The 22,125-nt window shown below is 64.6% G+C and carries 16 protein-coding genes and 1 pseudogene; 7 read left to right on the top strand and 10 right to left on the bottom strand.

Going from position 1 to position 22,125, the window contains the following annotated elements; genetic code table 11:
- Positions 1-107 precede the first annotated feature (107 nt).
- Positions 108-1,205, top strand: a complete 1,098-nt coding sequence (locus tag L6639_RS34015; protein WP_237865980.1) for an LLM class flavin-dependent oxidoreductase — start codon at positions 108-110, stop codon at positions 1,203-1,205.
- 57 nt (positions 1,206-1,262) lie between these two features.
- Positions 1,263-1,832: a flavin reductase family protein gene (locus L6639_RS34010; protein WP_237865979.1), complete on the top strand. Its 570-nt coding sequence runs from the start codon at positions 1,263-1,265 to the stop codon at positions 1,830-1,832.
- 63 nt (positions 1,833-1,895) lie between these two features.
- On the opposite strand, the gene L6639_RS34005 is transcribed toward L6639_RS34010, so the two are convergent.
- From L6639_RS34005 to L6639_RS33975, 7 genes and pseudogenes are all read right to left on the bottom strand, one after another.
- Positions 1,896-3,347, bottom strand: a complete 1,452-nt coding sequence (locus L6639_RS34005; RefSeq protein ID WP_237865978.1) for a hypothetical protein — start codon at positions 3,345-3,347, stop codon at positions 1,896-1,898.
- A gap of 457 nt (positions 3,348-3,804) precedes the next feature.
- Positions 3,805-5,655 (bottom strand): sigma-54-dependent Fis family transcriptional regulator, encoded by a 1,851-nt coding sequence (locus L6639_RS34000; RefSeq protein WP_237865977.1) that lies wholly within the window; start codon positions 5,653-5,655, stop codon positions 3,805-3,807.
- 96 nt (positions 5,656-5,751) lie between these two features.
- On the bottom strand, positions 5,752-9,057 hold the full coding sequence (locus tag L6639_RS33995) for an acetyl-CoA carboxylase family protein (RefSeq protein WP_237865976.1): 3,306 nt from the start codon (positions 9,055-9,057) through the stop codon (positions 5,752-5,754).
- A 12-nt stretch (positions 9,058-9,069) separates the two neighbouring features.
- Positions 9,070-10,726, bottom strand: a pseudogene (locus tag L6639_RS33990) (AMP-binding protein).
- A gap of 139 nt (positions 10,727-10,865) precedes the next feature.
- Positions 10,866-11,528, bottom strand: coding sequence for an aspartate/glutamate racemase family protein (locus L6639_RS33985; protein WP_237865975.1), 663 nt, complete (start codon positions 11,526-11,528; stop codon positions 10,866-10,868).
- Positions 11,529-11,540: 12 nt separating this feature from the next.
- Positions 11,541-13,223 carry a methyl-accepting chemotaxis protein gene (locus tag L6639_RS33980; RefSeq protein WP_237865974.1) on the bottom strand — a complete coding sequence of 561 codons (1,683 nt, stop codon included), beginning with the start codon at positions 13,221-13,223 and terminating at the stop codon, positions 11,541-11,543.
- Between the two features lie 242 nt (positions 13,224-13,465).
- Positions 13,466-14,065 carry a TetR/AcrR family transcriptional regulator gene (locus L6639_RS33975; RefSeq protein WP_237865973.1) on the bottom strand — a complete coding sequence of 200 codons (600 nt, stop codon included), beginning with the start codon at positions 14,063-14,065 and terminating at the stop codon, positions 13,466-13,468.
- Positions 14,066-14,224: 159 nt separating this feature from the next.
- On the opposite strand from L6639_RS33975, the gene L6639_RS33970 reads away from it, so the two are divergent.
- Both L6639_RS33970 and L6639_RS33965 read left to right on the top strand, forming a co-directional pair.
- Positions 14,225-14,602: a tautomerase family protein gene (locus L6639_RS33970; protein ID WP_237865972.1), complete on the top strand. Its 378-nt coding sequence runs from the start codon at positions 14,225-14,227 to the stop codon at positions 14,600-14,602.
- A gap of 48 nt (positions 14,603-14,650) precedes the next feature.
- Positions 14,651-15,046 (top strand): GFA family protein, encoded by a 396-nt coding sequence (locus L6639_RS33965; protein ID WP_237865971.1) that lies wholly within the window; start codon positions 14,651-14,653, stop codon positions 15,044-15,046.
- A gap of 3 nt (positions 15,047-15,049) precedes the next feature.
- Here L6639_RS33965 and L6639_RS33960 read toward each other — a convergent pair whose 3' ends face one another.
- The 3 genes from L6639_RS33960 to L6639_RS33950 all read right to left on the bottom strand — a co-directional run bounded on the left by L6639_RS33960 (position 15,050) and on the right by L6639_RS33950 (position 18,411).
- Positions 15,050-15,919, bottom strand: a complete 870-nt coding sequence (locus tag L6639_RS33960) for an urea carboxylase-associated family protein (RefSeq protein WP_237865970.1) — start codon at positions 15,917-15,919, stop codon at positions 15,050-15,052.
- A gap of 71 nt (positions 15,920-15,990) precedes the next feature.
- Positions 15,991-16,917 (bottom strand): CobW family GTP-binding protein, encoded by a 927-nt coding sequence (locus tag L6639_RS33955; RefSeq protein WP_237865969.1) that lies wholly within the window; start codon positions 16,915-16,917, stop codon positions 15,991-15,993.
- 3 nt (positions 16,918-16,920) lie between these two features.
- Complete coding sequence (locus tag L6639_RS33950) at positions 16,921-18,411, bottom strand: amidohydrolase family protein (RefSeq protein ID WP_237865968.1); 1,491 nt, start codon at positions 18,409-18,411, stop codon at positions 16,921-16,923.
- A gap of 436 nt (positions 18,412-18,847) precedes the next feature.
- Between L6639_RS33950 and L6639_RS33945 the strand changes: the two genes are divergently transcribed.
- The 3 genes from L6639_RS33945 to L6639_RS33935 all read left to right on the top strand — a co-directional run bounded on the left by L6639_RS33945 (position 18,848) and on the right by L6639_RS33935 (position 22,124).
- On the top strand, positions 18,848-19,945 hold the full coding sequence (locus L6639_RS33945; RefSeq protein ID WP_237865967.1) for a PcfJ domain-containing protein: 1,098 nt from the start codon (positions 18,848-18,850) through the stop codon (positions 19,943-19,945).
- 98 nt (positions 19,946-20,043) lie between these two features.
- On the top strand, positions 20,044-21,144 hold the full coding sequence (locus L6639_RS43355; protein ID WP_237865966.1) for a GNAT family N-acetyltransferase: 1,101 nt from the start codon (positions 20,044-20,046) through the stop codon (positions 21,142-21,144).
- The gene (locus tag L6639_RS33935) at positions 21,141-22,124 is read left to right on the top strand and encodes a Rieske 2Fe-2S domain-containing protein (protein ID WP_237865965.1); all 984 of its coding nucleotides are present in this window, start codon (positions 21,141-21,143) and stop codon (positions 22,122-22,124) included. Before L6639_RS43355 ends, L6639_RS33935 begins: the two co-directional genes overlap by 4 nt.
- Position 22,125 lies beyond the last annotated feature (1 nt).

Here is a 22,125-nt window from a genome sequence, read left to right as displayed (position 1 = left end):
TCGCGTGGGTCGGGCGCATCCCACGCTGGCACACCGCTTGCTGAAGCTGTTCCTGTTCAAGCCAGCGAACGCGCAGCAAGACGCGTCAACATCAGATGAGGAAACCCATGGAGATCGGCTATTTCACGATGCCTTCGCATCCGCCGGAGTGCGGCCTGAAGGAAGGACATGACTGGGACCTGCAGGTCCTGCGCTGGCTCGACGAGCTCGGCTATCAGGAAGCCTGGATCGGCGAGCACCACACCGCGCCCTGGGAACCCAATCCCACGCCGGACCTCTTGATCGCGCAGGCCCTGATGCAGACCAAGCGCCTGCGCATCGGACCGGGCGGCTTCCTGCTGCCCTATCACCATCCGGCCGAGCTCGCCAACCGCGTCGCGATGCTGGATCATCTCTCCGAGGGCCGGCTCAATTTCGGCGTGGCGGCTTCGGGCCTGCCGAGCGACTGGGCGATGTTCAACGTCGACGGCATGAGCGGCCAGAACCGCGACATGACCCGCGAGGCGCTGGAGATCATCTTGAAGATGTGGAGCGATCCGGCGCCCTGGACCTACAAGGGCAAGTTCTGGACGGTGACCAAGCCGGACACGATGTTCGACTTCCTCAAGCCGCACATCAAGCCGCTGCAGGCGCCGCATCCGCCGATCGGCGTTGCCGGGCTGTCGAAGAACTCTGACACGCTCAAGCTTGCAGGCGAGCGCGGCTTCATTCCGATGAGCCTCAATCTCAACCCGGCCTATGTCGGCAGCCATTGGGACTCGGTCGAGATCGGTGCGGCCAAGACTGGGCGCAAACCGAACCGGCAGGACTGGCGCCTGGTGCGCGAGGTGTTCGTGGCCGACACCGACGAGGAGGCCTGGAAGCTCTCGACCGGCGACATGATGGGCCGGATGATGAGCGAGTACTTCCTGCCCCTGCTCGGCCATTTCGGCTTCAAGGATTATCTGAAGCACGCACCTGATGTGCCCGATAGCGACGTCACGGTCGAATATTGCGCCAAGCGGAACTGGATCGTCGGCTCGCCCACGACCGTGGCCGAGAAGATCGAGAAGATCTACGACGAGGTCGGCGGCTTCGGCGTGCTCTGCGTGTTCGGCTTCGACTACAAGCACAAGCCGGAAGCCTGGCACCACTCGCTCGCGCTGCTGAAGAACGAGGTGATGCCGCGTTTGAAGCATCTCGGCTCCGCGAAGAAGGCGGCTTGACGCATGGCGGGTGCGGCGCGAACGTGTCGCACCCGCTACTGTTTCGGAGATTTCCGCGTGACGGCCGACGCCAAACCTCTCGACGCAAAGGATTTCAAACAGGCGATGCGCCAATGCGCAGGCGCAGTTGCTCTCGTCACTGTTGGTGCCGAACACGGCAAGCGCACCGGGCTGACCGTGACGTCGGCGACCTCACTGTCGGACAATCCGCCGTCGCTGATCGTGTGCGTCAACCGCAACGCCAGTGCCCATGCCCGCATCCGCGAGGAAGGCGCGTTTGCCGTCAATTTCCTGCACGAAGATCACGCCCTGCTGGCGCTGACCTTCAGCGGCCAGAAGGGCGTCAACGGCGACGACCGTTTTGCGTTCGGGCAATGGACGCGGGGTGCAACCGGTGCGCCGGTTTTAACGGACGCCGTCGCCGCGTTCGACTGTGTGCTGGCGCAGGAGTTCGAGACCAAGACGCATTCGATCTTCGTCGGCGAGGTGCGGGGCGCCGCGCATTCGGCTACGGCGACGCCGCTGGTATATCTGCGCAGCAGCTTCCACACGCCGCAGGAGACACGTGAGACCGTTTCGGTCGGCGACCTCGACTCGAGGCATTTGAGCTGGACGGATTTTTCGTGAGCAGGCATCGGCAGTGCGCGCCCTCCCCGCTTGCGGGGAGAGGCAAAGGCTAGCCACTGGTGCTCATGTCGAGTGCTGCTGCCGAGGTGCTACGCTTGCGCCCGAGGGCGGAACTTTCAACTCATGGCCGTGCAGGCCCAACGCAATCAACACGACAGCCGCCAGGGCGACACCGCCAAACGCCACTTCGGGCGCAGCATCGGGCGAAACCACCAGGATGCTTGCGCGGAGCGGTACTTGGCGGACAGGGTCCTGTTCGCTCTTATCGCGTCGGTTGGTCGGATGTCCCGTGAACCGGCGCAGGCAAAGGAAGATGAGGAGCAGCAATGCCGCGCCGCCCGCGAGCGGCTCGATCGGGGCGCTCAAAGATGCGTAAGAGAGCGTGTGAGCCCCGGTGTAGAGAAGGAGCGTGGCCGGCAAAGCCATACTGCTAACTAGCGGAGCGAGCGCGGGACGATACTGGACAGGCCGATCTTCTCGATCCGCGAACACCACGAAAAGTATGGCGACGATCATCAAATGACCTATGCCGTCCACCTTGCCAAAATCGAGAGTTGCGGCGGTAAGCAGCAGCACCAAGGCAAGCGCGGAAAGACGTCGGACCAACGGTGTCCAGAACAGCGCGAAAGCCAGGCCGAATTCCACAATCCCGGCGGCGGTAACGACAGTCGAGACATCGAAACCCAAGGTCAACTCTGGATGATTTACCGCGATCGCCGCGACCCAGGCCGGGTACACAAATTTCTCCATCGACGGCCATAACAAGGACAGGGCGACAGTCCACCGCAGGAAATCAGAACGAAAAGCAAGCAGTTTGGCGTCGTGCGATACAGAAAGCGCGAACCACACCCCGAGCCCCAGAAAGACCGGGTAGTCCAGCATGTGAAACAGACCATAGCAGGCGGCACCATAGCCATAGAGCAGCAGTATGGCTGCCCCCGCCGCCGGGAGTGTGGGCCGCGCGGCCAAAAACAACGGGATGAGCAACTGAATGGCCGAGAGCCAGATACTGTTTGCTTCGAGTTCCGGGGTGAGAATGAGCCCGCCGTGAGCCCACAACAAAGCGAAGAACACCGCCGCGGCCCCTCGCAAGAGGTCATCGACGCGACGGCGCAGAGGCTCGGTCACGTGATTCAGAAATCTTGAGAGCATGAGCCCGAACGTGGTCTGCTCTGCCGCGCAGGCGAGATAAAACATCGCGAGAAACAGCGCCAAGAACAGAAAAAAAATGGTGGTGAATACTGCCTGAACCGGCAGCGGATCGTCGGACACGATGCATGGCACGAACCACTTCACGTGAGCGGACGCCGTGCCGGTCATTGAGATGAGGTTGACAACCAAACATCCGGAAAACATTACCGCTTTTGTGCATCTTGACCTGACGCGTCTGGAATTGAACAGGGTAGAAAGGCCGCTGCAGCCGGCCGCGTGATCAATACTCATCAGCACACCCAAATATTCTGTCAGAAAATCATTCGCGGTCGACGACAGTCGTGCGTGGACCGAAGAATGCATTCGTTGATTTAGGCGACGCTGGGCTTTTTGTGTGTGAACCGGCTCACTGCCGCTGGTCACAGATGCGTTAGGGCAGCGCGACTGCTATTCGACTCTTCAACCGCGGATTGTAATCCTGTCAGACTTCGATCCCTTCGGAAATACAGTCGCCCGCACCGTGGGAGCGGAGTGGAGCGAGTGGGGCTGAAGATCGATCGTCGGCCGGTGTCAGGCTCGCCACGAAGAGACGTAAGTACTGACAGTCGACTGTGACGCGCCCAATATCGAGGCCAAGCGCAGGCATCTGCGCATGATCGTGCTGGAGCTCGAGGGATTCCGATACTGCCTCGATTAAGGCCGCGTCAGCGCCGTGCCACGCTAGAGGACAACACCGGCATTCTCAAACACACAATTGATGGATTGCGCGACAGGCCCACAGGGGGAGAGGAGAAGAACGTCCGCCGTACGCGATCGAACGCTACCGCGCGGTCTCGATCTTCAGCTGCTTGATCTTGCGATACAACGTCGCGCGGCTGAGTTTCAGGGCACGCGCTGCTTCCGTCACGCGGCCACCGTGCTGGCGGAGCGCTTCCACGATCGTCGCGCGCTCGGCAGCTGCGAGATCGGTCTCCGCAGCCCTCCCGCCGAACGGTGGCAGATCGAGATCGGCGTCGGTGATGACGCCATCCTCCGCCGTGCAGCCGGCGAGCCGCAGCACATGGCGGAGCTGGCGCATGTTGCCGGGATAGGGATAGGCCGAGAGCAGCGCCCAGGCTTCGCTCGAGAGGCGGCAGTTCGGCGCCTCCTCGCGCGCGATCTGGGCGATGATGTCATCCCTGTCAGCGCGCTCGCGCAGCGCCGGCAGCCGCACCTCCATGCCGCGCAGGCGGAAATAGAGATCGGCGCGGAAGGCCCCCTCCTCCGCCATGCGGCCGAGATCGCGATGGGTTGCGCTGATCAGGCGGATATCCACCGGCACCGGCTTCAGCGCTCCGAGCGGCCAGACCTCGCGATTTTCCAGCACGCGCAAGAGGCGCGTCTGCAGCGCGATCGGCATGTCGCCGATCTCATCCAGGAACAGCGTTCCGCCATCCGCCTGCACGATCAGGCCCTTCGAGCCATCGCGCCGCGCGCCGGTGAACGCCCCGGCCTCGTAGCCGAACAGCTCGGCGTCGATCAGGCTCTCCGGCATCGCCGCGCAATTCAGCGCGACGTAATTGTTGCGCGCGCGGTTGCTGGCCGCGTGGATGGCGCGCGCGAACACATCCTTGCCGACGCCGGTCTCGCCGTGCAGCAGCACCGGCAGATTGTGATCGCCGATGCTCCGGAGGCGCTTCACGCTTCTGATGAGGCCGGGATCGCGACCGGCGAGCCGATGCAGCGCGTCGAAGCGATCGACGGACGCATCTTGCCCGAGCGGAGAGGGTTTTGCGCGCAGCGGCGGGGAGACATGGCTCTGACCCAGCGGACGGCCGTCGGCGCGGCGCAGCTCGACGACCTCGTCGACGTTACGCGCATGATCGAGCTTGATGTAGCGCGACAGGTCGATGCCCGAGGCGATCAAGCCGTCGGTGAGGCCGAGCAGTGCGCGGGCGGAGCGGCAGGCGCCGACGATGCGACGATCCTCGTCATAGGCGAGCAGGCCGCTGCCGCCATCGCCGGGCACGGTCGCGATCCAGGCGTTGCGGAAGTGATCGCGGAAGATCGCCCCCTCCATCCGCCGCGTCGCCTCCATGGTCACCGCGAGCGCGAGCTGATGCGCGGCGCGTTCGAGATCCTCGCGGCACGAGGTAATGTTCACAGCGCCGGCGAGACGCCCGGCCTGGTCGAACAACGGCGCCACCGCGCAGGAGAACATGTGCCACTGCGCACGAAAATGCTCGTCGCGATGCACCAGGATCGGCTTCTGCTCGGCAAGGCAGGTCCCGAGACCATTGGTGCCCTCGAAGGTCTCGGCAAAGTTCGAACCGGTGTAGATCTTCCAGTCCATGAACATCCGCGCGTCGGCCTCTCCAGGCAGGCGGCTGAACAGCATGGTCGCGTTGGCGTCGGCCAGATTGACGCAATAGCCGGCGTCGCGCAGTACGCGGGCGAGATCGTCGAGCTCGGGCGTTAGCTGCCGGATGGTCTCTTCCATCGGCTCGGCGACGTGGCGGATCTCGGCTTCGGTGAGCGTCTGCGGCGGGCCCTGACGGGCGGGATCGAGCCTGTGGCTGATCAGGCAGCGCCGCCAGGAGTTCTCGATGCGCGACGATGCGTCGACGTCGGCCGCATGATTGGCCACGGACAAGACACGGGCGACATGGTTCGAGGCCGAAAGGCTGGCCATCGCAGACGTCTCCACCCTGTATTATGATGCAAAGTCTGGCACCACAGGCGGGGATGTCAATCGGGAACCGGGACGCAGGCTATTGCTGCACTGCCCTCACCACGTATCGATGCATGGCCGTTTCTTCTCCGTCCGCACGGGCGGCTTCGGCACCGACCGAAGCCCCGCCATGATCCATCGCCGCGTCTCGGCGGGATCGATGACGTTGTCGATCTCGAACACCGAGGCGATCGAGACCGCCTTGCCGTTGGCGTAGAGCTCGGCGACCTTGTTGCGGTAATAAGTCTCACGCTCCTCGGGGTCGGCGATCGCCTCCATCTCCTTGCGGAAGCCGAGGCGGACATAGCCTTCCAGGCCCATGCCGCCGAACTCGCCGGTCGGCCAGGCCGCGGTGAAGAACGAGGCATGGAAGCCGCCGCCGATCATCGACTGCGCGCCAAGTCCGTAGCCCTTGCGCAGCACGATGCCGAACAGCGGCACGGTGAGGCTTGCGCCTGTGACGAACATGCGCGAGACGTGGCGGACGATCGCGGTCTTCTCCGCTTCCGGCCCAACCATGAAGCCGGGCGTGTCGCAGAGCGAGACAACAGGCAGATCGAAGGCATCGCAGAGCTGGAGGAACCGCGCGGCCTTGTCGCCCGCATCGGCATCGATGGCGCCGCCGAGATGGCGCGGATTGTTGGCGATCAGGCCGAACGGCTTGCCCTCGATGCGGATCAGCGCGGTGATCATGCCGACGCCGTAGTCGCGGCGCAGCTCCAGCACGCTGTCCTTGTCGGCGACAAGATCGATTACGTTGCGGATGTCGTAGACGCGCAGGCGATTCTCGGGGATGGCGCGCCGGAGCAGGCGTTGATCGGCAGCCTCCCAATCCTTCACTGCGCCCTGGAAGTAAGAGAGGTATTTCTGCGCAACCGAGGTCGCCTCCTCCTCGTCCTCGACCAGGATATCGATCACGCCGTTCGGCGACTGGAACGAGACTGGGCCGACCTCGGCCGGATGATAGACGCCAAGGCCGCCGCCCTCGATCATGGCGGGGCCGCCCATGCCGATCGAGGCATTCCTGGTGGCGATGATGACGTCGCAGCAGCCGAGCATCGCGGCGTTGCCGGCGAAGCAATAGCCGGAGACGACGCCGATGACTGGCACGAGGCCGGAGAGCCTTGCGAACTGCACGAAGGACGGGCCGTCGAGCCCGGTCATGCCGAGCCGGTCGGTGTCACCGGGCCGGCCGCCGCCGCCTTCGGCGTAAAACACCAGCGGCACGCGCCAGTCTTCCGCAAGGGTCAGCATGCGATCGATCTTCTTGTGGTTCATGTGCCCCTGCGTGCCCGCGAGCACGGTGTAGTCGTAGGCCACGACGATGCAGCGCGCGGCCTCGGGGCTGAATTTTTCGGCGTTCACGGTGGCAACGCCCATGACGAGGCCGTCGGCCGGCGTGTTCTTGATGAGATCGTCGAGCTTGCGCCTGCGCCGCTGCGCCGCGATGGCGAGGCTGCCGTATTCCATGAACGAGCCGTCGTCGACGAGCTGTGCGACGTTCTCGCGCGCGGTGCGCTGGTTGGTGTTGCGGCGGCGCTCGACCGAAGCCGGGCGGTTTTCGTCGAGCGTATTCGCCTGGCGGGCGATCAACTCGGCAAGATCAGGGCGGATATGATCGAGATCGATATCGGCTTCCGCCGCCGAATGATCGGCCGCGACATCGAGCGGCTCGAGATACATGATCGGCTCGCCATGAAGCAGCGTGACGCCGTCGTCCGCGGCGAGCTTCATGACCCGGCCGCCCTGCTCGGCCATGACAAGATGCTCCATCTTCATGGACTCGATCACGGCGAGCTGTTGGCCAGGGCGCACGATCTCGCCCTCTTTGACCTGAATGGTGACGATGGTGCCCTGCAAGGGCGCCGCGACCATCACGGCACCTTCAGGAACCGCTTGCGCGACCTGCGCCTCGGCGGCTTGCGCGCCGCCACGCTCGGCCGCCGCAAAATAGAGTGGCTTGGCCGCGCCGTCCGCCGCCTCGACCAGCTTGGCGATATTGCGATCGATGAAATCGGTCGCGATGCGGTTGGTTTTGAAGTCGGGATGTGCCAGCACCGCCTGCAGAAAGGCGATGTTGGTGACGACGCCGTCGATCCGGAACTCGCGCAGGGCGCGCGAGGCTTTTGCGACCACGTCGTGCCAGGCCTCGCCCGGCGTATGCACGATGACTTTTGCGAGCAGCGAGTCAAAGGCCGCGCTGGTCTTGTAGCCGGCATAGCCAAAACTGTCGACGCGGACGCCGGGGCCCGACGGGGGCTCGAACACGGCGAGCACGCCGCCGGTCGGATGCGTCGCCCCCGTTTCGTCCAGCGTCTCCATGTTGACACGGAGCTGCATGGCGTAGCCGCGCGGCTTGGGAATCCCGCTTTGCAAGAGGCCCAGCGAAGCCAATGAGCTGCCAGCGGCAATCGCAAGCTGGGCACGGACGAGGTCGAGGCCGAGCACCTCTTCCGTCACGGTGTGCTCGACCTGAAGCCGCGGATTGGCCTCGATGAAGGCAAAACTGTCTTCGGCGGTGCCGTCGATGAGGAATTCGAAGGTGCCGAGATTGTCGTACGACGCGGCCGCCGCCAACTGCTTCGCCGCCTCGATGATACGGCCGCGCAAGCCGTCGCTGAGCGACGGGCTCGGCGCCACCTCGATCAGCTTCTGATGCCGGCGCTGGATGGTGCATTCCCGCTCCCAGAGATGCGAGATCGCAGCATGACGGTCGCCGATGATCTGCACCTCGATATGGCGCGCCTGACGGATCAGCCGCTCGGCATAGACGCCATCGAAGCCGAACGCCGCCTTGGCTTCGGACTGGCAGCGCGCATAGGCCTCCGCAAGATCGGAAGCATTCTCCACAACGCGCATGCCGCGGCCACCGCCGCCCGCCATCGCCTTGATGACGATCGCCGCATTGCTGCCGAGCGAGGTGAAGAACGCGGTGATCTCCTCCAGCGACGACGGCCCGCTGGTGCCGGCGATGATGGGCACGCCGCAACGCTTTGCCAATTGCCGTGCAGCCACCTTGTCGCCGAACAGTTCCAGCGCGGCCGGCTTCGGCCCGACGAAGACAATGCCCGCATCGGCGCAGGCTTTCGCGAACGCCGCGTTCTCGCTGAGGAAGCCGTAGCCGGGATGGACCGCATCGCAACCCGCGCCTTTCGCCGCCTTCACCACGGCCTCGATATCGAGATAGGCCCGTGCGCCGCGACCGGGGATTTCGATCGCCTCGTCGGCGACGCGCACATGCAGGGAGAGCGCATCTTCAGGGGGATGGATCGCGACCGTGGCGATGCCGGCGTCGGCCGCGGCGCGCGCGATGCGGATGGCGATCTCACCGCGATTGGCGATCAGGAGTTTCTTGAACGACATCGTCTCTCTCACTCAGGCTGCAGCAGGCTGGTTCGGGTTGAGGTCCTGCTTCTTCACCTTGCCCGTTGCGGTCAACGGCAGCGCGTCGATGATGCGCACCTCCGGCACCTTGTAGACGGCCATTCGCTCGGCGCACCAGGCGCGAATATCTTCGCCGGAGACGGTGCCGACGGCCTCCGGAGCCCAGCACCTTCGGATGCTGGCCGAGCAGTGCCTCGATCTCCGGCGGAAACACGCTCATGCCCTTGACCTTCAGCATCTCCTTGCGGCGGCCGAGGAAGTGCAGAAAGCCGTCCTTGTCGATGACGCCGATGTCGCCGGTGCGCAGCCAGCCGTCGATCAGCGACTCCGCAGTCGCCTCCCGCTTGTTCCAGTAGCTCTTGAGCAGCGAGGGCGTGCGCACGCGGATCTCGCCTTCCGCACCGAGCGGCAGCAGCGCGCCGGTCTCGAAATCGGTGATCTTGAACTCGGCGCCGGGAACCGGCAGCCCGACGAAGATCGGCTGATTGTTGAGATCGAAATCGTCGTCCTGGAAACCTGATGTGAACGTGTTGGAGGTGTGGGTCTCCGTCATGCCCCAGGCCGCCTCCATGAGGATGGTGCCCGTGAGGTCCTTCCAGCGTTTGCGATAGTCGGCGTTGAGCTTCTTGACGAAGGAGACCACGCGGACCTGTTGCAGCGACGACAGATCGAACTCGCTCCAGCGCGGATGGTCCATCAACTCGACCGCGCCGTCGACAGGCATCGCCGTGATCGTCACCTTGTACTTGTCGATCGCGGCCATCGCGCCGACGGCATCCCAGCGCGCCAGCAGCACCAGCGTCGCGCCTGAAAACAGCGGGAAGATCAAACCGAGATTTTCGCCGGCAATCCAGAACTCCGGAAAGAACGACAGGAAGGTGCTGCTCTCGTCCGACAGCAGCGAGATGCCGTAATTGGCGGCGGCCGTATAGACCATGTCGCGGTGGGTATGGACGCAGCCCTTGGGCATGCCGGTGGTGCCGCCGGTGTAGTTGAGCGCGGCGACCTCATCGAGGCCGGGCGGCGGCAGCGGCAGGGGTGCGGGAAGCGCGGCAAGCGCAGGCAGAAGATCGGTCGCGCCTGCAACCGCAATGCGCGGCGTGCGGATCGAATCCGGCGTCGGAAAGGTGGGCGTGACGGGCACGACATCGGCAAAGCTGGTGACGATGATCTCGCGCAGGCTCACCTCGCCCCTCACCTGCTCGACGACAGGAATGAGCTGGTCGAGCGCCACGATCACTTCGGCCTTGGTGTCGTTCAGCTCATAGGAGAGCTCGAACGCACGCGACAGCGGGCTCACGGGAACATGGACCGCACCGAGCTTCAGGATGCCGAAGAACACGATGTGGAATTGCGGACAGTTCGGCAGGAAGACGGCGACGCGATCGCCCTTACGCACGCCCTTCGCCTGCAGCAGCGCCGCAAAGCGGTCGCTCTGCCGGTCGAGATCAGCGTAGGTGGTGACGTGACCGTAGAAGATCACCGCGGGACGATCGGGGCTTTGCTTGGCCCAGGCGCGCAGATATTCCGTCAAGGGGACTTCGCCGTGCAGATAGTTGGGCGAGCGCGGCAGGCCCTTGGGCCACGCCTTCTCCCACAGCCCGTGCAAGGTGGCGAGGTAATCCTTTTCGTTGAGGCCTGCACTCATGACGTTGTCCCGTGTTGCTTTTCTTGTTCGCCGGGCATGCGCGGGCCGCCCATCGACATCGTTACAGGTCGAGCACGGCAGAGGTCATGTCAAGGAAAACAGTTCTCCACGTCACGGCCGATGCCGCGACGCGGAAAAACTACGTATTGATCAGCCGCATCATCCGCGCCACGGCAGACGGGACCGGCGCAATGACAGGCACGGCAAACATCGGCTGCAGGTCGCGCGCAGCTTCACCCAGCGGGCCGCCGCCGATGATAACCGCCTCGGCGCGATCATGCTCGATGCAGGCATCGACCGCGCCCGCCAGCGCCGTGCGCAATCGTGGGGGATCGCGCATCAACTCTTGCGGATCACGGCCGGCAAAGCGGCAGCCGGTGTAATGCGAGCGCAATCCCAGCGCGTCGGCCAGCGCGTCGATCTTCGCCTTCAGCAGCGGCGTCGTGGTGGCGACGCCGAAGCGGCGGCCACCTTCGGCCGCTACCAGCATCGAGGACTCGCCGATGCCGACCGCCGGCAATTTCATCTCCGCCTTGATTGCCGCGAGGCCGGGATCGCCGAACGCCGAGACGATGATGCCGTCACAGGAACCTTGATGGGCGAGCGCGATCTCTTCGACCTCAGACGCGGCGGCCTCCAATGCGTCCGCGGAGACGATCATCATCGGCGCGCGCGTTGCCGTGGCGCCGATGATGTCGAAAGCTTCGGCCGCGGCGGACTTCGCGATCGCGACCATCATCGCGGTGGTCGCCGCGTTGCTGTTCGGATTGATCAGGAGGATGCGGTGGGGGGACGAAGCCATCCCCCAACCATACTAGGCCGCCCGCACGCCGGCAACGAAGGCACTGACCTCGTTCTCCAGCGATTGCAGCTTCTCGGTCAGCCGGCCGCTCGATTGCAGCACGCGGCCCGCGGCCTGGCCGGTCTCGGCGGTCGCATCGGTGACGCCGGAGATGTTTTGCGAGACCTGGTCGGTGCCGGAGGCCGCTTCCTGCACGCTGTGCGCAATGGCCTGCGTCGCGGCACCCTGCTCCTCGACCGCGGCTGCGATCGACGAGGAGATCTCGTTGACCTCCATGATGGTGGCCCGGATGCTCTCGATATTGCCGACGACCTGGTTGGTCTCGGCCTGGATCGCGGTGATCTGCGCGCCGATCTCGTCGGTCGCCTTTGCGGTCTGGCTCGCCAGCGACTTCACTTCGCTCGCGACCACCGCAAAGCCCTTGCCGGCCTCGCCGGCGCGCGCGGCTTCAATGGTCGCATTAAGCGCAAGCAGATTGGTCTGCGAGGCGATCTGGTTGATGAGGTCGATGACCTCGCCGATCTTGTGGGCGGCCTGAGCGAGCCCCTGCACGGTGTCGTTGGTGCGCTGGCCGTCGGCGGCCGCCTTGTCGGCGACCGTCGCAGCCTGTGCAACGCGCTGGCTGATCTCGGTGATCGAGGCCGACAGCTGTCCGGCGGCGGACGCCACCGTCTGCACATTGTTCGAGGCCTGCTGGCAGGCGGTGGCGACGAAGCTGGCGCGGTCGGTCGCCTTATCGGCGGTCTCCGACATGCCTTGCGCGGCCTGCTGCATCGCGCGCGCCTCGTTGAAGACGTCGCGGACGACGGCCTGGACGCTCGCCTCGAACTTGCCGGCGAGATCGGCCATGGTCCTGCGCTTCTCGTCGTCGACGCGCTGCTTCGTCTCCTGCTGCTCGGCGTGCATCCGGCCCACAGCCGACGCATTGTCCTTGAACACGGCCAGCGCCTTGGCGAGTCCGCCGACCTCGTCAGCGCGGTTGGTGTAGGGCACCTCGAAAGCGCTGTCACCGGCAGCGAGGCGCTCAGTGAGATCAGTGATTTTGGCCAGCGGCCGCGTCACGCTGCGGCCGATCACGAAGGAGGCGCCGAGCACGAGCACGAACACTGCAAGACACACCAGGCCGAAGGTCATCGCATCCTGGCGGAACACGGCGTCGACGTCGTCGAGATAGATCCCGGTCCCGATGATCCAGCCCCACGGCGTAAAGCCCTTCACATAGGAGATCTTCGCGACCGGCTGCTCGAAGCCCGGCTTGGGCCAAAGATAGCTGTAGAAGCCCGCGCCCTGTTTCTTGACGACGTCAACGAAGCCGAGGAACAGCGCGTTGCCGGACGGATCCTTCATTGCCGCGAGATCCTTGCCGTCAAGCTCGGGCTTGATCGGATGCATGATCATCTTCGGGGTCATGTCGTTGATCCAGAAATACTCGACCTTGTCGTAGCGGAGGCTCTTGATCTCCGCCATGGCGCCGGCCTGGGCCTGTTCGCGCGTGAGTTTTCCGTCGCTCTCGAGCTTCTGGTAGTGCGCCAGGATGCCGTAGCCGACATCGACCATGTGCTGCGTCTTGGCCTGGCGGTCGGCGATCATCTGGCTGCGCAAGGTCGACAGCGCGATCGGCGCCAGCGCGATCATGCCGACAAGACTGATGCCAACAATGAGGACCAGCTTGAAACTGATGCGGGAGAAAATCATCGGTGCTCGCAAGATTTGGCGGGGCAGATATGCCAGATTATCCTGCTCTCCCTTAGCAAAGCTTTAAGCATTCGGGTTCCCGACATGGGATCTTCGGCATCGCCTGCGAGTCGGACAACGGGACCGACCTGATTTCGGTATGAGTGCACCTTGGGCCTCGCCAATGCGTAGCGAGCATCCCTGCGATCGAGCAGGAAAGTGCGGCCAGGCGAGCGGTCGGCGCGCTTGCAGTCTGTTGACGCCTAGCGGCCGCCCTTGCCGAGCACGAGGTCGATCGTGTGGGCGGCGATCTTGCGCAACTGGGGTTCGTCATCGAAGGCGCGCTCGAGCACGGCGAGGCCGCGCGTCACCGTGATGATGTGCAGCGCCGAGGCGGCGGGGTCGCCGCTGAACTCGCCGCGCCCGGCACCCGCCGACATTGCCTCCTGAACCAGCGCGGTGATGCGCGATATCAAGTTCGCAAAGGCCTTCCGTGCATCCTCGTCGAGACCTTCGCCTTCGGCCGCGCCAAGCTCCATCAACCCGCGCGTGGTCGGACAGCCGCGTGGCGGCGAGCCGGAGCGGAAATTGGTGATGGTGAGGTCGAAGAACGCCGTGAGGCGCTTGCGCAACGAGCCGGTGCCAAGCGCCTTTTGCAGGTCGAGCAGGTAATCGCCGGCGTAACGCGCATAGGCCTGAAGGAATAGCGCCTCCTTGCTTCCGAAAGCGTTATAGAGACTGCCGCGCTGAACGCCGGCATCGCGCGCGATGTCCGACAACGAGGCGCCGCGCACGCCCTTGCGCCAGAACTGGTCGAACGCGATGCGCAGGATGTCGTCATGATCGAATTCGCGCGGCCTCAATTGACACTCCTCAATATTTGACACGACGTCAAGAATGTGATTTCTGGACATCGTGTCAAAAACCAGTCGGGATTGATAGCCCGTTTTCGCCAATGGGTCCGAACGACCGGCGCTTGCATGCGCCCGGCCGGTCGGCTCCGCATGCAAAGGGACCAGCCGATGCCTCTGCTCCACATCTCGATGCGCGCCGGAAAGCCGGATGCTTACCGGCAGGCAATCCTCGACGGCCTCTATCGCGCCATGCGCGAGGCGCTGAACGTGCCCGAAGGCGACGAGTTCATGACCATCAGCGAGCTATCGCCCGCAAATTTCCGCTGCGGCAACGCCTACGGCGTCGAGCGTAGCGACGACGCCGTACTGGTCCAGATCACCGTGTTCGCCTCGCGCACCGCTGAGCAGAAGAAGGCGCTCTACCGCCGGATCGTGGACCTGCTCGGCGACAATCCCGGCATCCGCCCCGCAGATGTGTTCGTCAATGTGCTCGACGCGCCCGCAGAGAACTGGTCGGTCGGACACGGCATCACTCAATTTGAGTGACCGCTGAGGACCTGTCACCTTCTTGAGAATAGCGGAAGGAGGCGTGACATGACGGCATTCCGGGGAAGCTGCTTGTGCGGCGCGGTTGCGTTCGAGGTCGAAGCTCCGTTCGATCGCTTCCTCAATTGCCATTGCTCGCGCTGCCGCAAGGCAACCGGTACAGCGCATTCATGCGAGGTGATCGTCGAGGCGACCGCGCTACGCTGGCTGCGCGGTGAAGCATCCGTCGCGCGCTTCGATTTGCCTAACGCGCGCAGCTTTGCCACCGCGTTCTGCAAGACCTGCGGCAGCCCGATGCCGCATCTGACGCGCAGCGGGCGCGAGACAATCATTCATGCCGGCGCGTTCGACGAGCCGCTGGGCGTGACACCCGACCGGCATGTGCAGTGGGCCTCGCGTGCGGAATGGTATGCGCACGGGGATGGATTACCGGTGGAGGATTAGGACTCAGCCTCCTGCGGGCACGCCGTGGTGACGATGATACGCGCTCGGCGTCGGCCAGGACCAGTCCTTCAGTGTCGCCCGGTCCGGCTCGAAGATCTCGATCTTGAGCGGATAGCACGCCGCGGCATCGCTGGAATGGCTTGCGCTGCAGTCCCCGCCGGGACAGGCCGACAACGCTCCGAGCAGGTCGATCTCCGCGAAGAACTCGATGAAGTCGCCGGGGCGGACCGGACTTGCCTTCATGAAATATTGATGCGTGTCCCGCGTGAAGCCCGTGCACATGAAGACGTTGAGCACATCGTGGACATGATGCTCGACCGCGGCGGGATCGACCTTCAATTCGGCGGCAAGCGCGCGCGACAGGTTGGAGTGGCAGCAGAAATCGTAAGCCGTGCCGTTGAGCAGGAGATTGGTGTAGGGATCGCAGCGTGTGCCGATGACATCGTGAATGCCGGCGCCGTCAGCGTCGAAACCGTACCAACCAAGCGTATCATGACTGATGGTCGCGATCGGCCGCAGGTAAGGCATCGTGCTCCAGAGCCTGTTACCGAGGCCGACATGCGTGCCATGGAGCGCCCGCGTCTTGCCGCTGAAGAAACGCTCGGCGAGATCGTGCGCGTTCCAGAGATTGAGATCGCCGACCTGAGGGCCGTCGATGCTGACGATGCGGACAAACTGCCCGCGCGCCGCGCGAAAGGCTCGGGCATCGCGTGGCGGCACGATCAGCTCGTGTGTCTTGACCATCGTCTGCCGCGCGGATTCGAGCGTGGCCATGTCAGGCCCGGGCATCGACCCTGCCGGATAGACGATGACCGGCTTGGCAGCGCGACGTAAAGCGGTGTCGGCGGGGGAGGATGAGTTCTTCGGGAGCATGATGGCCTCGGATCGGCACCGCAAGACAGGCGGCGGCTGACAATGGACACGATCGACTCTATCGCCTTGCGTCAAGGCGAAGCAACACAGCCGTCCATGAGCGCGTCGAGCTCGGTCTTGGAGAGCACACCGAGTTCGGCGATGAAGACGATCCGCGCGCGGGGCACGCCTGGCGCGGGCGCATCGCCTGGCGCGAGCGTCGCGCGGCCGCCTGCGAACTGGAACACCATCTGGCGGCCGGGCTGCTCGACCGTCTCGAACAGGCCTTTGGCGCGCGCCAGCTTCGGCGCCAGCTTGCCGATCGCCTGCTGCAGGCGCGGCAGCGAGAGTGGCCGGTCGGAGGTCCAGCTCAGCGTCTCGAAGCGCTCTTCGGCCGGACGTTTCGGCCCTGGCTCGCGCGATACGGCTGCACGATCGCTGGCGGGAAACAGCAAGGCGGACGGAATCTCGCCGTGCTTTGCATCGACCACCAATGCGGGCACGCGCTGCGCGCGGATAGCCTCGCGCATCCGCACGCCGGCGCCTTCGCCCGCCAGATCCAGCTTGCTCAACGCCACGATATCGGCGACGCGCAGCTGCGAGCGCTGAAGCGCGTCATCCAGCGCCGCCGTCGGCGTTGCCGCGTCCATCACACACAGCACAGTTTCGAGCGGCGCCTCGCGCAGGATCACGGGATCCATCAAATTGCGGACGATGTCGCCGGGATCGGCGACGCCGCTGGTCTCGATGACGATGTACTCCGGCTTGGGATCACGCCGCAGCAAGGTCGAGAGCGTGCGGATCAGATCGCCTTCGAGCGAGCAGCAGATGCAGCCGTTGGCAAGGCTGACCACGCCGTCGCTTGCGCCCGCGATCAACTCCGCATCGATGTTGATCGCTCCGAAATCGTTGACGACAGCGGCAATGCGCCGTCCGTCCGCGTGAGCCAGCAGATGATTGACGACCGTGGTCTTGCCCGCCCCCAAAAAACCCGTCACCAGGAGAATGGGGACCGGCATGGATCAGCTCGCGACGACGGGTCGGCGGACGGGCTTTCCGGGCCGCGCCGCCCCATCCAGCACGCCGTCGGTGATCAACGGCTGACCGCTGACAACGAGATGCCGCACGCCTTCCGACGGACGGTTCATCGCCGTGAAGGTCGCGCGGTCCGACAGCTTCTCGTAGTCGAACACGACGATGTCGGCGTCGGCATCCTTGGCGAGGCGGCCCTTGGCGCGCATGGCGGGCGTGCTCTGCGACAGGATTTCTGCGGGGATCAGCGCGCATTTGCGCACGCCTTCGAGCAGCGACACGGTCTTGCGCTCGCGCACCCATTCGCGGATGAACTTCGTGAAGCAGCCGGCCGAGCGCGGATGCGAGGTGGCGTCATCAGGCAGCGGCCAGGCATCACCGGTGTAGGTCTTGCCGTCCGACGTCGTCCACGGCATCGCATCGGAGGCGATCGCGCCGCCGGGATAGAGCACCGACATGTCGAGGAGGTCGCGATGATGCGCATTGTGCTCGGTGTCGAGGATATGCCAGAGCACCAATGAGGATGGCTCTTCGGCTTGCGCCTTCAAGAGCTCCTCACGGTCGTGGAAGCGGTAGCCGTCGGTCACGCGCTGCACCGAGTCATAGCCGGTGCCGTTGCGCTCGACGAATTGCGGATCGCTGAAGAAGGCGGCCGCCAGCACAGTCGATCCGGTGCCGTAAGGATAAGCCTCGACCGTGATGGGGAGCCCTTGCGCTTGCGCCTTCTCGATCAGCACGCGGCAGCGCTCGATGTCGGTCTTGCTCGATGAATTGAAATGGCAGATGTGCATGTGCGCGCCCGTCGCGCCGGCATAGCCGATCAGGCGGATATAGGCCTCCGCCGCGCTCTCGGGGTCGATGCGCGACATGTAGGCGACGTGGGTGAAGGTCGGCACGTTCTGCTTGGCGGCAAGCTGGCACACCGCAGTCAACTCCTGCACGCCGGCGCCCGGAGCATAGGCGTTCAAGATTCCGATGCCGATGCCGCCCTCGTTGAGGCCGCGCGCGAGGCGATCGAGGATGCCTGAAACCTCGGCATCGCTCGCGACATTATCCATCCAGCGGCGGTCGCGCATGGCATTGCCGAACGCCTCCAGCGAGCTCTCTGCGTTGGAGCCGGTCATCGCACCGATGCGCGCAAAGGCCCAGTTGGTGGCGGCACCATAATTCAGCACGCGGCCCTTCCTCGCCTGGCGCTCGTACCAGGAGCCGACCGGCAGCACGCCGGCCTCGAGATCGAGCGTCGTCGTCACGCCGTCGAACGCCTGCATGCGGTCGGCCGGGATCGACTGGCCATGCGCATGCAGATCGATGAAGCCGGGCGCGACCACGAGGCCGGTCGCATCGATCACCCGCTCGGCACTGCCAAGCGAGGCGCCGACTGCAGCGATCTTGCCGTCCACCACGGCCACGTCGCCGATGGCATCCATCCCGCTCGCAGGATCCACCACCCGGCCGCCCGAGATCACCAAACCGCTCATATCGCCACTCCGCCAAGCTATTTCCAAAGCCCCCAAAGGCCCAGCAGCAGCTTCGGAGGCGGCGACCGGCCGCATCGCGCACCGTCCCGATGCGCATCAAGGCAGATTTTTTGATGAACCACCACCACCACTGAAGCCGACACAGTATGCAGATTGCTGCACGCCGTTGCGGAGATCGCGCAGGCAGGATGCAGTCCCGGGTTGCATCCTGGCCAAGGCCAAGCTATTGGATGCACGTATTTTCATTTTTGGAGGCGACCATGTCGACGACAGCACGCTTCCCGGGTTCGCCGCGCGATATTTGACGCGCTTCCCCGGGACCCATGTCCCGGGTGAACCATAAAGTCCCATATCAACTCTCATCTGCCGTGGCCATCGGCGCCGCGATTGAGAACCTATTGGCATGACATCCCATCTTCTGCCGGCCCCCTGTCAGGTGGCCGGGCGCTCCGACCTGCTCGAACGCAGGCTTCGGCGATATCATCCGCACGTCCAGGGAGCGGTGCGCGCGTTCGCCCAGCGTCACGCGCGCCTTGCCGACCTCGCGGCGAGCTTTCCCGCGCTTCTGTTCGCGCTGGCAGTTCAGCGGAACCGGCTCGATCCCGCGTGCGCTGTTGCAGCCGTGATCGACGGCGCCGCACTCGCGCAAATCGCGGCGTTGGCCAATCTGCCGATGTGGCTGCGCAAGTTACCGCCGGAATCATTCGTGCGCCCCATCCCGCACCTGCCTGACGGCGAGCTCTTCCGCCGACAGATCGCGAACCATCTTCCGCGTTCTCCCAAGCTCGCGCCGACATGGCTTCAGCTCGTCGCCGAGGCCGCCGAGCTCGCGCATGAGCCGCTGGCGGCATGGATCGCCCGCGAATACGTCCGCGATCCACGGCAGGTACCGCTCGCACGGTTGCGGCGCATCGCTCTTTGGGCCTGGTTCTCCGCGGAGCCCGCGACATCTGGGCATGACCTGATCGAACGACGGTGGACGCCGGACATGCGGATCGATGCCGCGGGTTCGGCCGCGGGTGATTGGCAAACCGCGGTGGCCCTGCATGCAAATCTCGGGCGCCAGCCCATCGCCGATATGTGGCTGCGGGCGGGCCGGATGGCGGGTTACGAATTCCTGCCGCTGGATTCGATGTTCGCAATCACTGAAGAGGCAAAGGCCATGCGGAACTGCCTCCGGACCTATGGCGACGGCCTCGCGCATGATCAAACCCGGGTTTGGAGTGTACGGAAGGACGGCGAACGCGTCGCGACGTTGCAGATCGCCCGTCGCTATCGCGACCCGCTGCCAAACATTGTCCAGCTCAAGGGGCCCGGCAATAGCGAGGCCTCGCGCGAGTTATGGTGGGCGGCGCGTCAATGGCTGCACAAGCACGATCTGTCGCAGGTCGTGATCAAGCGGCGAAGCTGGGGAACAGCGCCGCTCGATCGCGAAAGCTGGGTGTCGCTGTGGCGGCCTTACTGGTTTGCCAAGCGTCGCATCCCCGACTGGCTGCCCTTGGCCCCGTCGCGCGCGGCGCTGGAGGCGCTGTGACCCACCAAAGCCGCTGGCAATGCGTTGACCGCCATCCGAACAGCTGAAACGATCGGCTGCGCCGGATTCTCCGGCGCGGAACAGGAGCGCGCTTCGCGGTGACCGAGATCGAAATTACCGCGAAGACACTATCACTATGCGAGCTGTTCAGATCGGCGCCGAGCGAAAACGCAATCAGCAATCTCAGCACCCAGGTCGGCCAGCGCCAGATCGGTCCCCATTTGCTTCCCGTCACGACCAACAGCGGTCTCAAGCCGACCTGCTATCTGTGCTGCCCGTCGGTCGCCTATATCGATTATGCGCGCGACGAGCTGCGTCACTTTTCGGAACACCGGCTTCTGTCGACCGTGTTGGATGGCCTGCTCAAGCTCGGCTATCCGCTGATCCGGGCAGCCGGGCTCGACCGGCAGGTACAGATCAACAACTGGCTGCTCGCGACCAACCCGATCCCCGACGTCACGTTCGAAGCCCTGCTGGCGGCGACGCAGGCGATCGTGCAGCAGCATCCCGCTCACGTGGTGGCCTGGCGCTCCCTGAACGATTTTTGCGACCGCGCGGCGATGCAGATCTTTCGCGAGGCCGGCTACCGGTTATATCCGGCCCGGCAGATCTACATGTTCGATTGCAGAAACGCTGAGCCGAAACCCGGTCGTGACGAAAAACGCGACCGAGCGCTGCTCGACGATTCCGGTCTCGCGAGCGTGGCGCCAGCGGAATTGCGCGACGACGATTTCGTTCGCGCGCAGACGCTCTACCAGTATCTCTATCTCGAGAAGTACACTTGGCTGAACCCGCAATACACGGCTGCGTTCATGAAAGCGGCACATGGGGGTGGCATCCTCGAATTCCAGGGATTGCGTGCCGCGGACGGACAGCTTGCCGGTGTGATCGCGTTCTTCGACTCCGGCCGAACCATGACAGCACCAATCGTCGGCTATGACGCCACCCTTCCGCAGGAGGCTGGTCTCTATCGCATGCTGATGGCGCTGGCCTTGAAGCGGGCGCGCGAGCGAAAAATGCTGTTCAACATGAGCGCCGGCGCAGCCGCGTTCAAGCGCAACAGGGGCGGCGTCGCGGCGCTGGAATATACCGCCATCTACAACGCCCATCATGCGCCGACGGCGCGATTGGCCGCATCTGCGGTCCGGATCATATTGCAACGGGCCGGCATTCCCGTGCTGCGGAGCTTCGAGCTATGACCGATAGGGCATCGACCTGGCATGCGGTTGCGCTGAGCCGCAAGGTCGGCACCAGACCACATCGCGTCATGCTCGACGGACAGCCCTTCGTCCTGTTCCGGTCCGGCAAGGCGCTGCACTGCCTGACTGACCGCTGCCCGCACCGCTTCGCGCCGTTGTCGCAGGGACGGGTGATCGACGACGCCATCGAGTGCCCCTATCACGGCTGGCGGTTCGACGGCGGCGGGCGCTGCCGCAGCATGCCGGGGCTCCTGGAGCAGACGCCGACCATCGCGGTGCCCGCGCATGCCGTACGCGAGCAGAACGGCCTGATCTACATTTCGCCGGGAGACCAGCGCGGCGAACCCTATGCAGGCGTGCTGTCAGGGCCGGGCACTGTGAGCAGTGTTGTCGAGAATCGCGTTCGCTCGACGCTGCTCGACGTCGCCGAAAACATTCTCGACGCCACCCACACCCATTTCACCCACAGCGGTCTGCTGCGCGGACTAAGCAGCCGACGCTGGAAGGTCAAGGTATCGGTGACGGGCGGCGATGGCTGGGTCGAAGCGCGCTACGAGGGAGAGCCGCGGCAGGAAGGCCTGATCAGCCGGCTGCTCGAAGGCGAACGGTCGATCAGCGTCGGCCGCTTCGTCGCGCCTGGGATCGCCGAGCTCGAGTTCTGGGGACGCGACCGCATCAACCTGTCGACGACGTTTCATCTGCGCCAGGAGGACGACGATCATGTTCGCGGCTTCGGCGTGCTGGCGGGACCAATGCAAGGCGGGCTCGGATATATCAAAGCAATGCTGTTCAAGCCGCTGTTCATGATCGCGCTGCGTCAGGATCAACGCATTCTCACGGCTGCGCGAGACAACAAGCCGCCGGGCGCGCGGCCCGTGATCTGCCGGCTCGACGTGCTCAGGCCAAGTATCGAGTCCATCTTGCGTGGCGAGCGCCCCGCCGTTGCGGATGCGCCTTTCGACATCATCATGGAGTTGTGAG

Origin of the sequence: Bradyrhizobium zhengyangense (assembly GCF_022012555.1) — a bacterium.
Taxonomy (GTDB): Bacteria; Pseudomonadota; Alphaproteobacteria; order Rhizobiales; family Xanthobacteraceae; genus Bradyrhizobium; species Bradyrhizobium zhengyangense.
The sequence above is the reverse complement of the archived record's forward strand: the minus strand, read 5'-3'. Positions and strand labels throughout refer to the sequence as shown.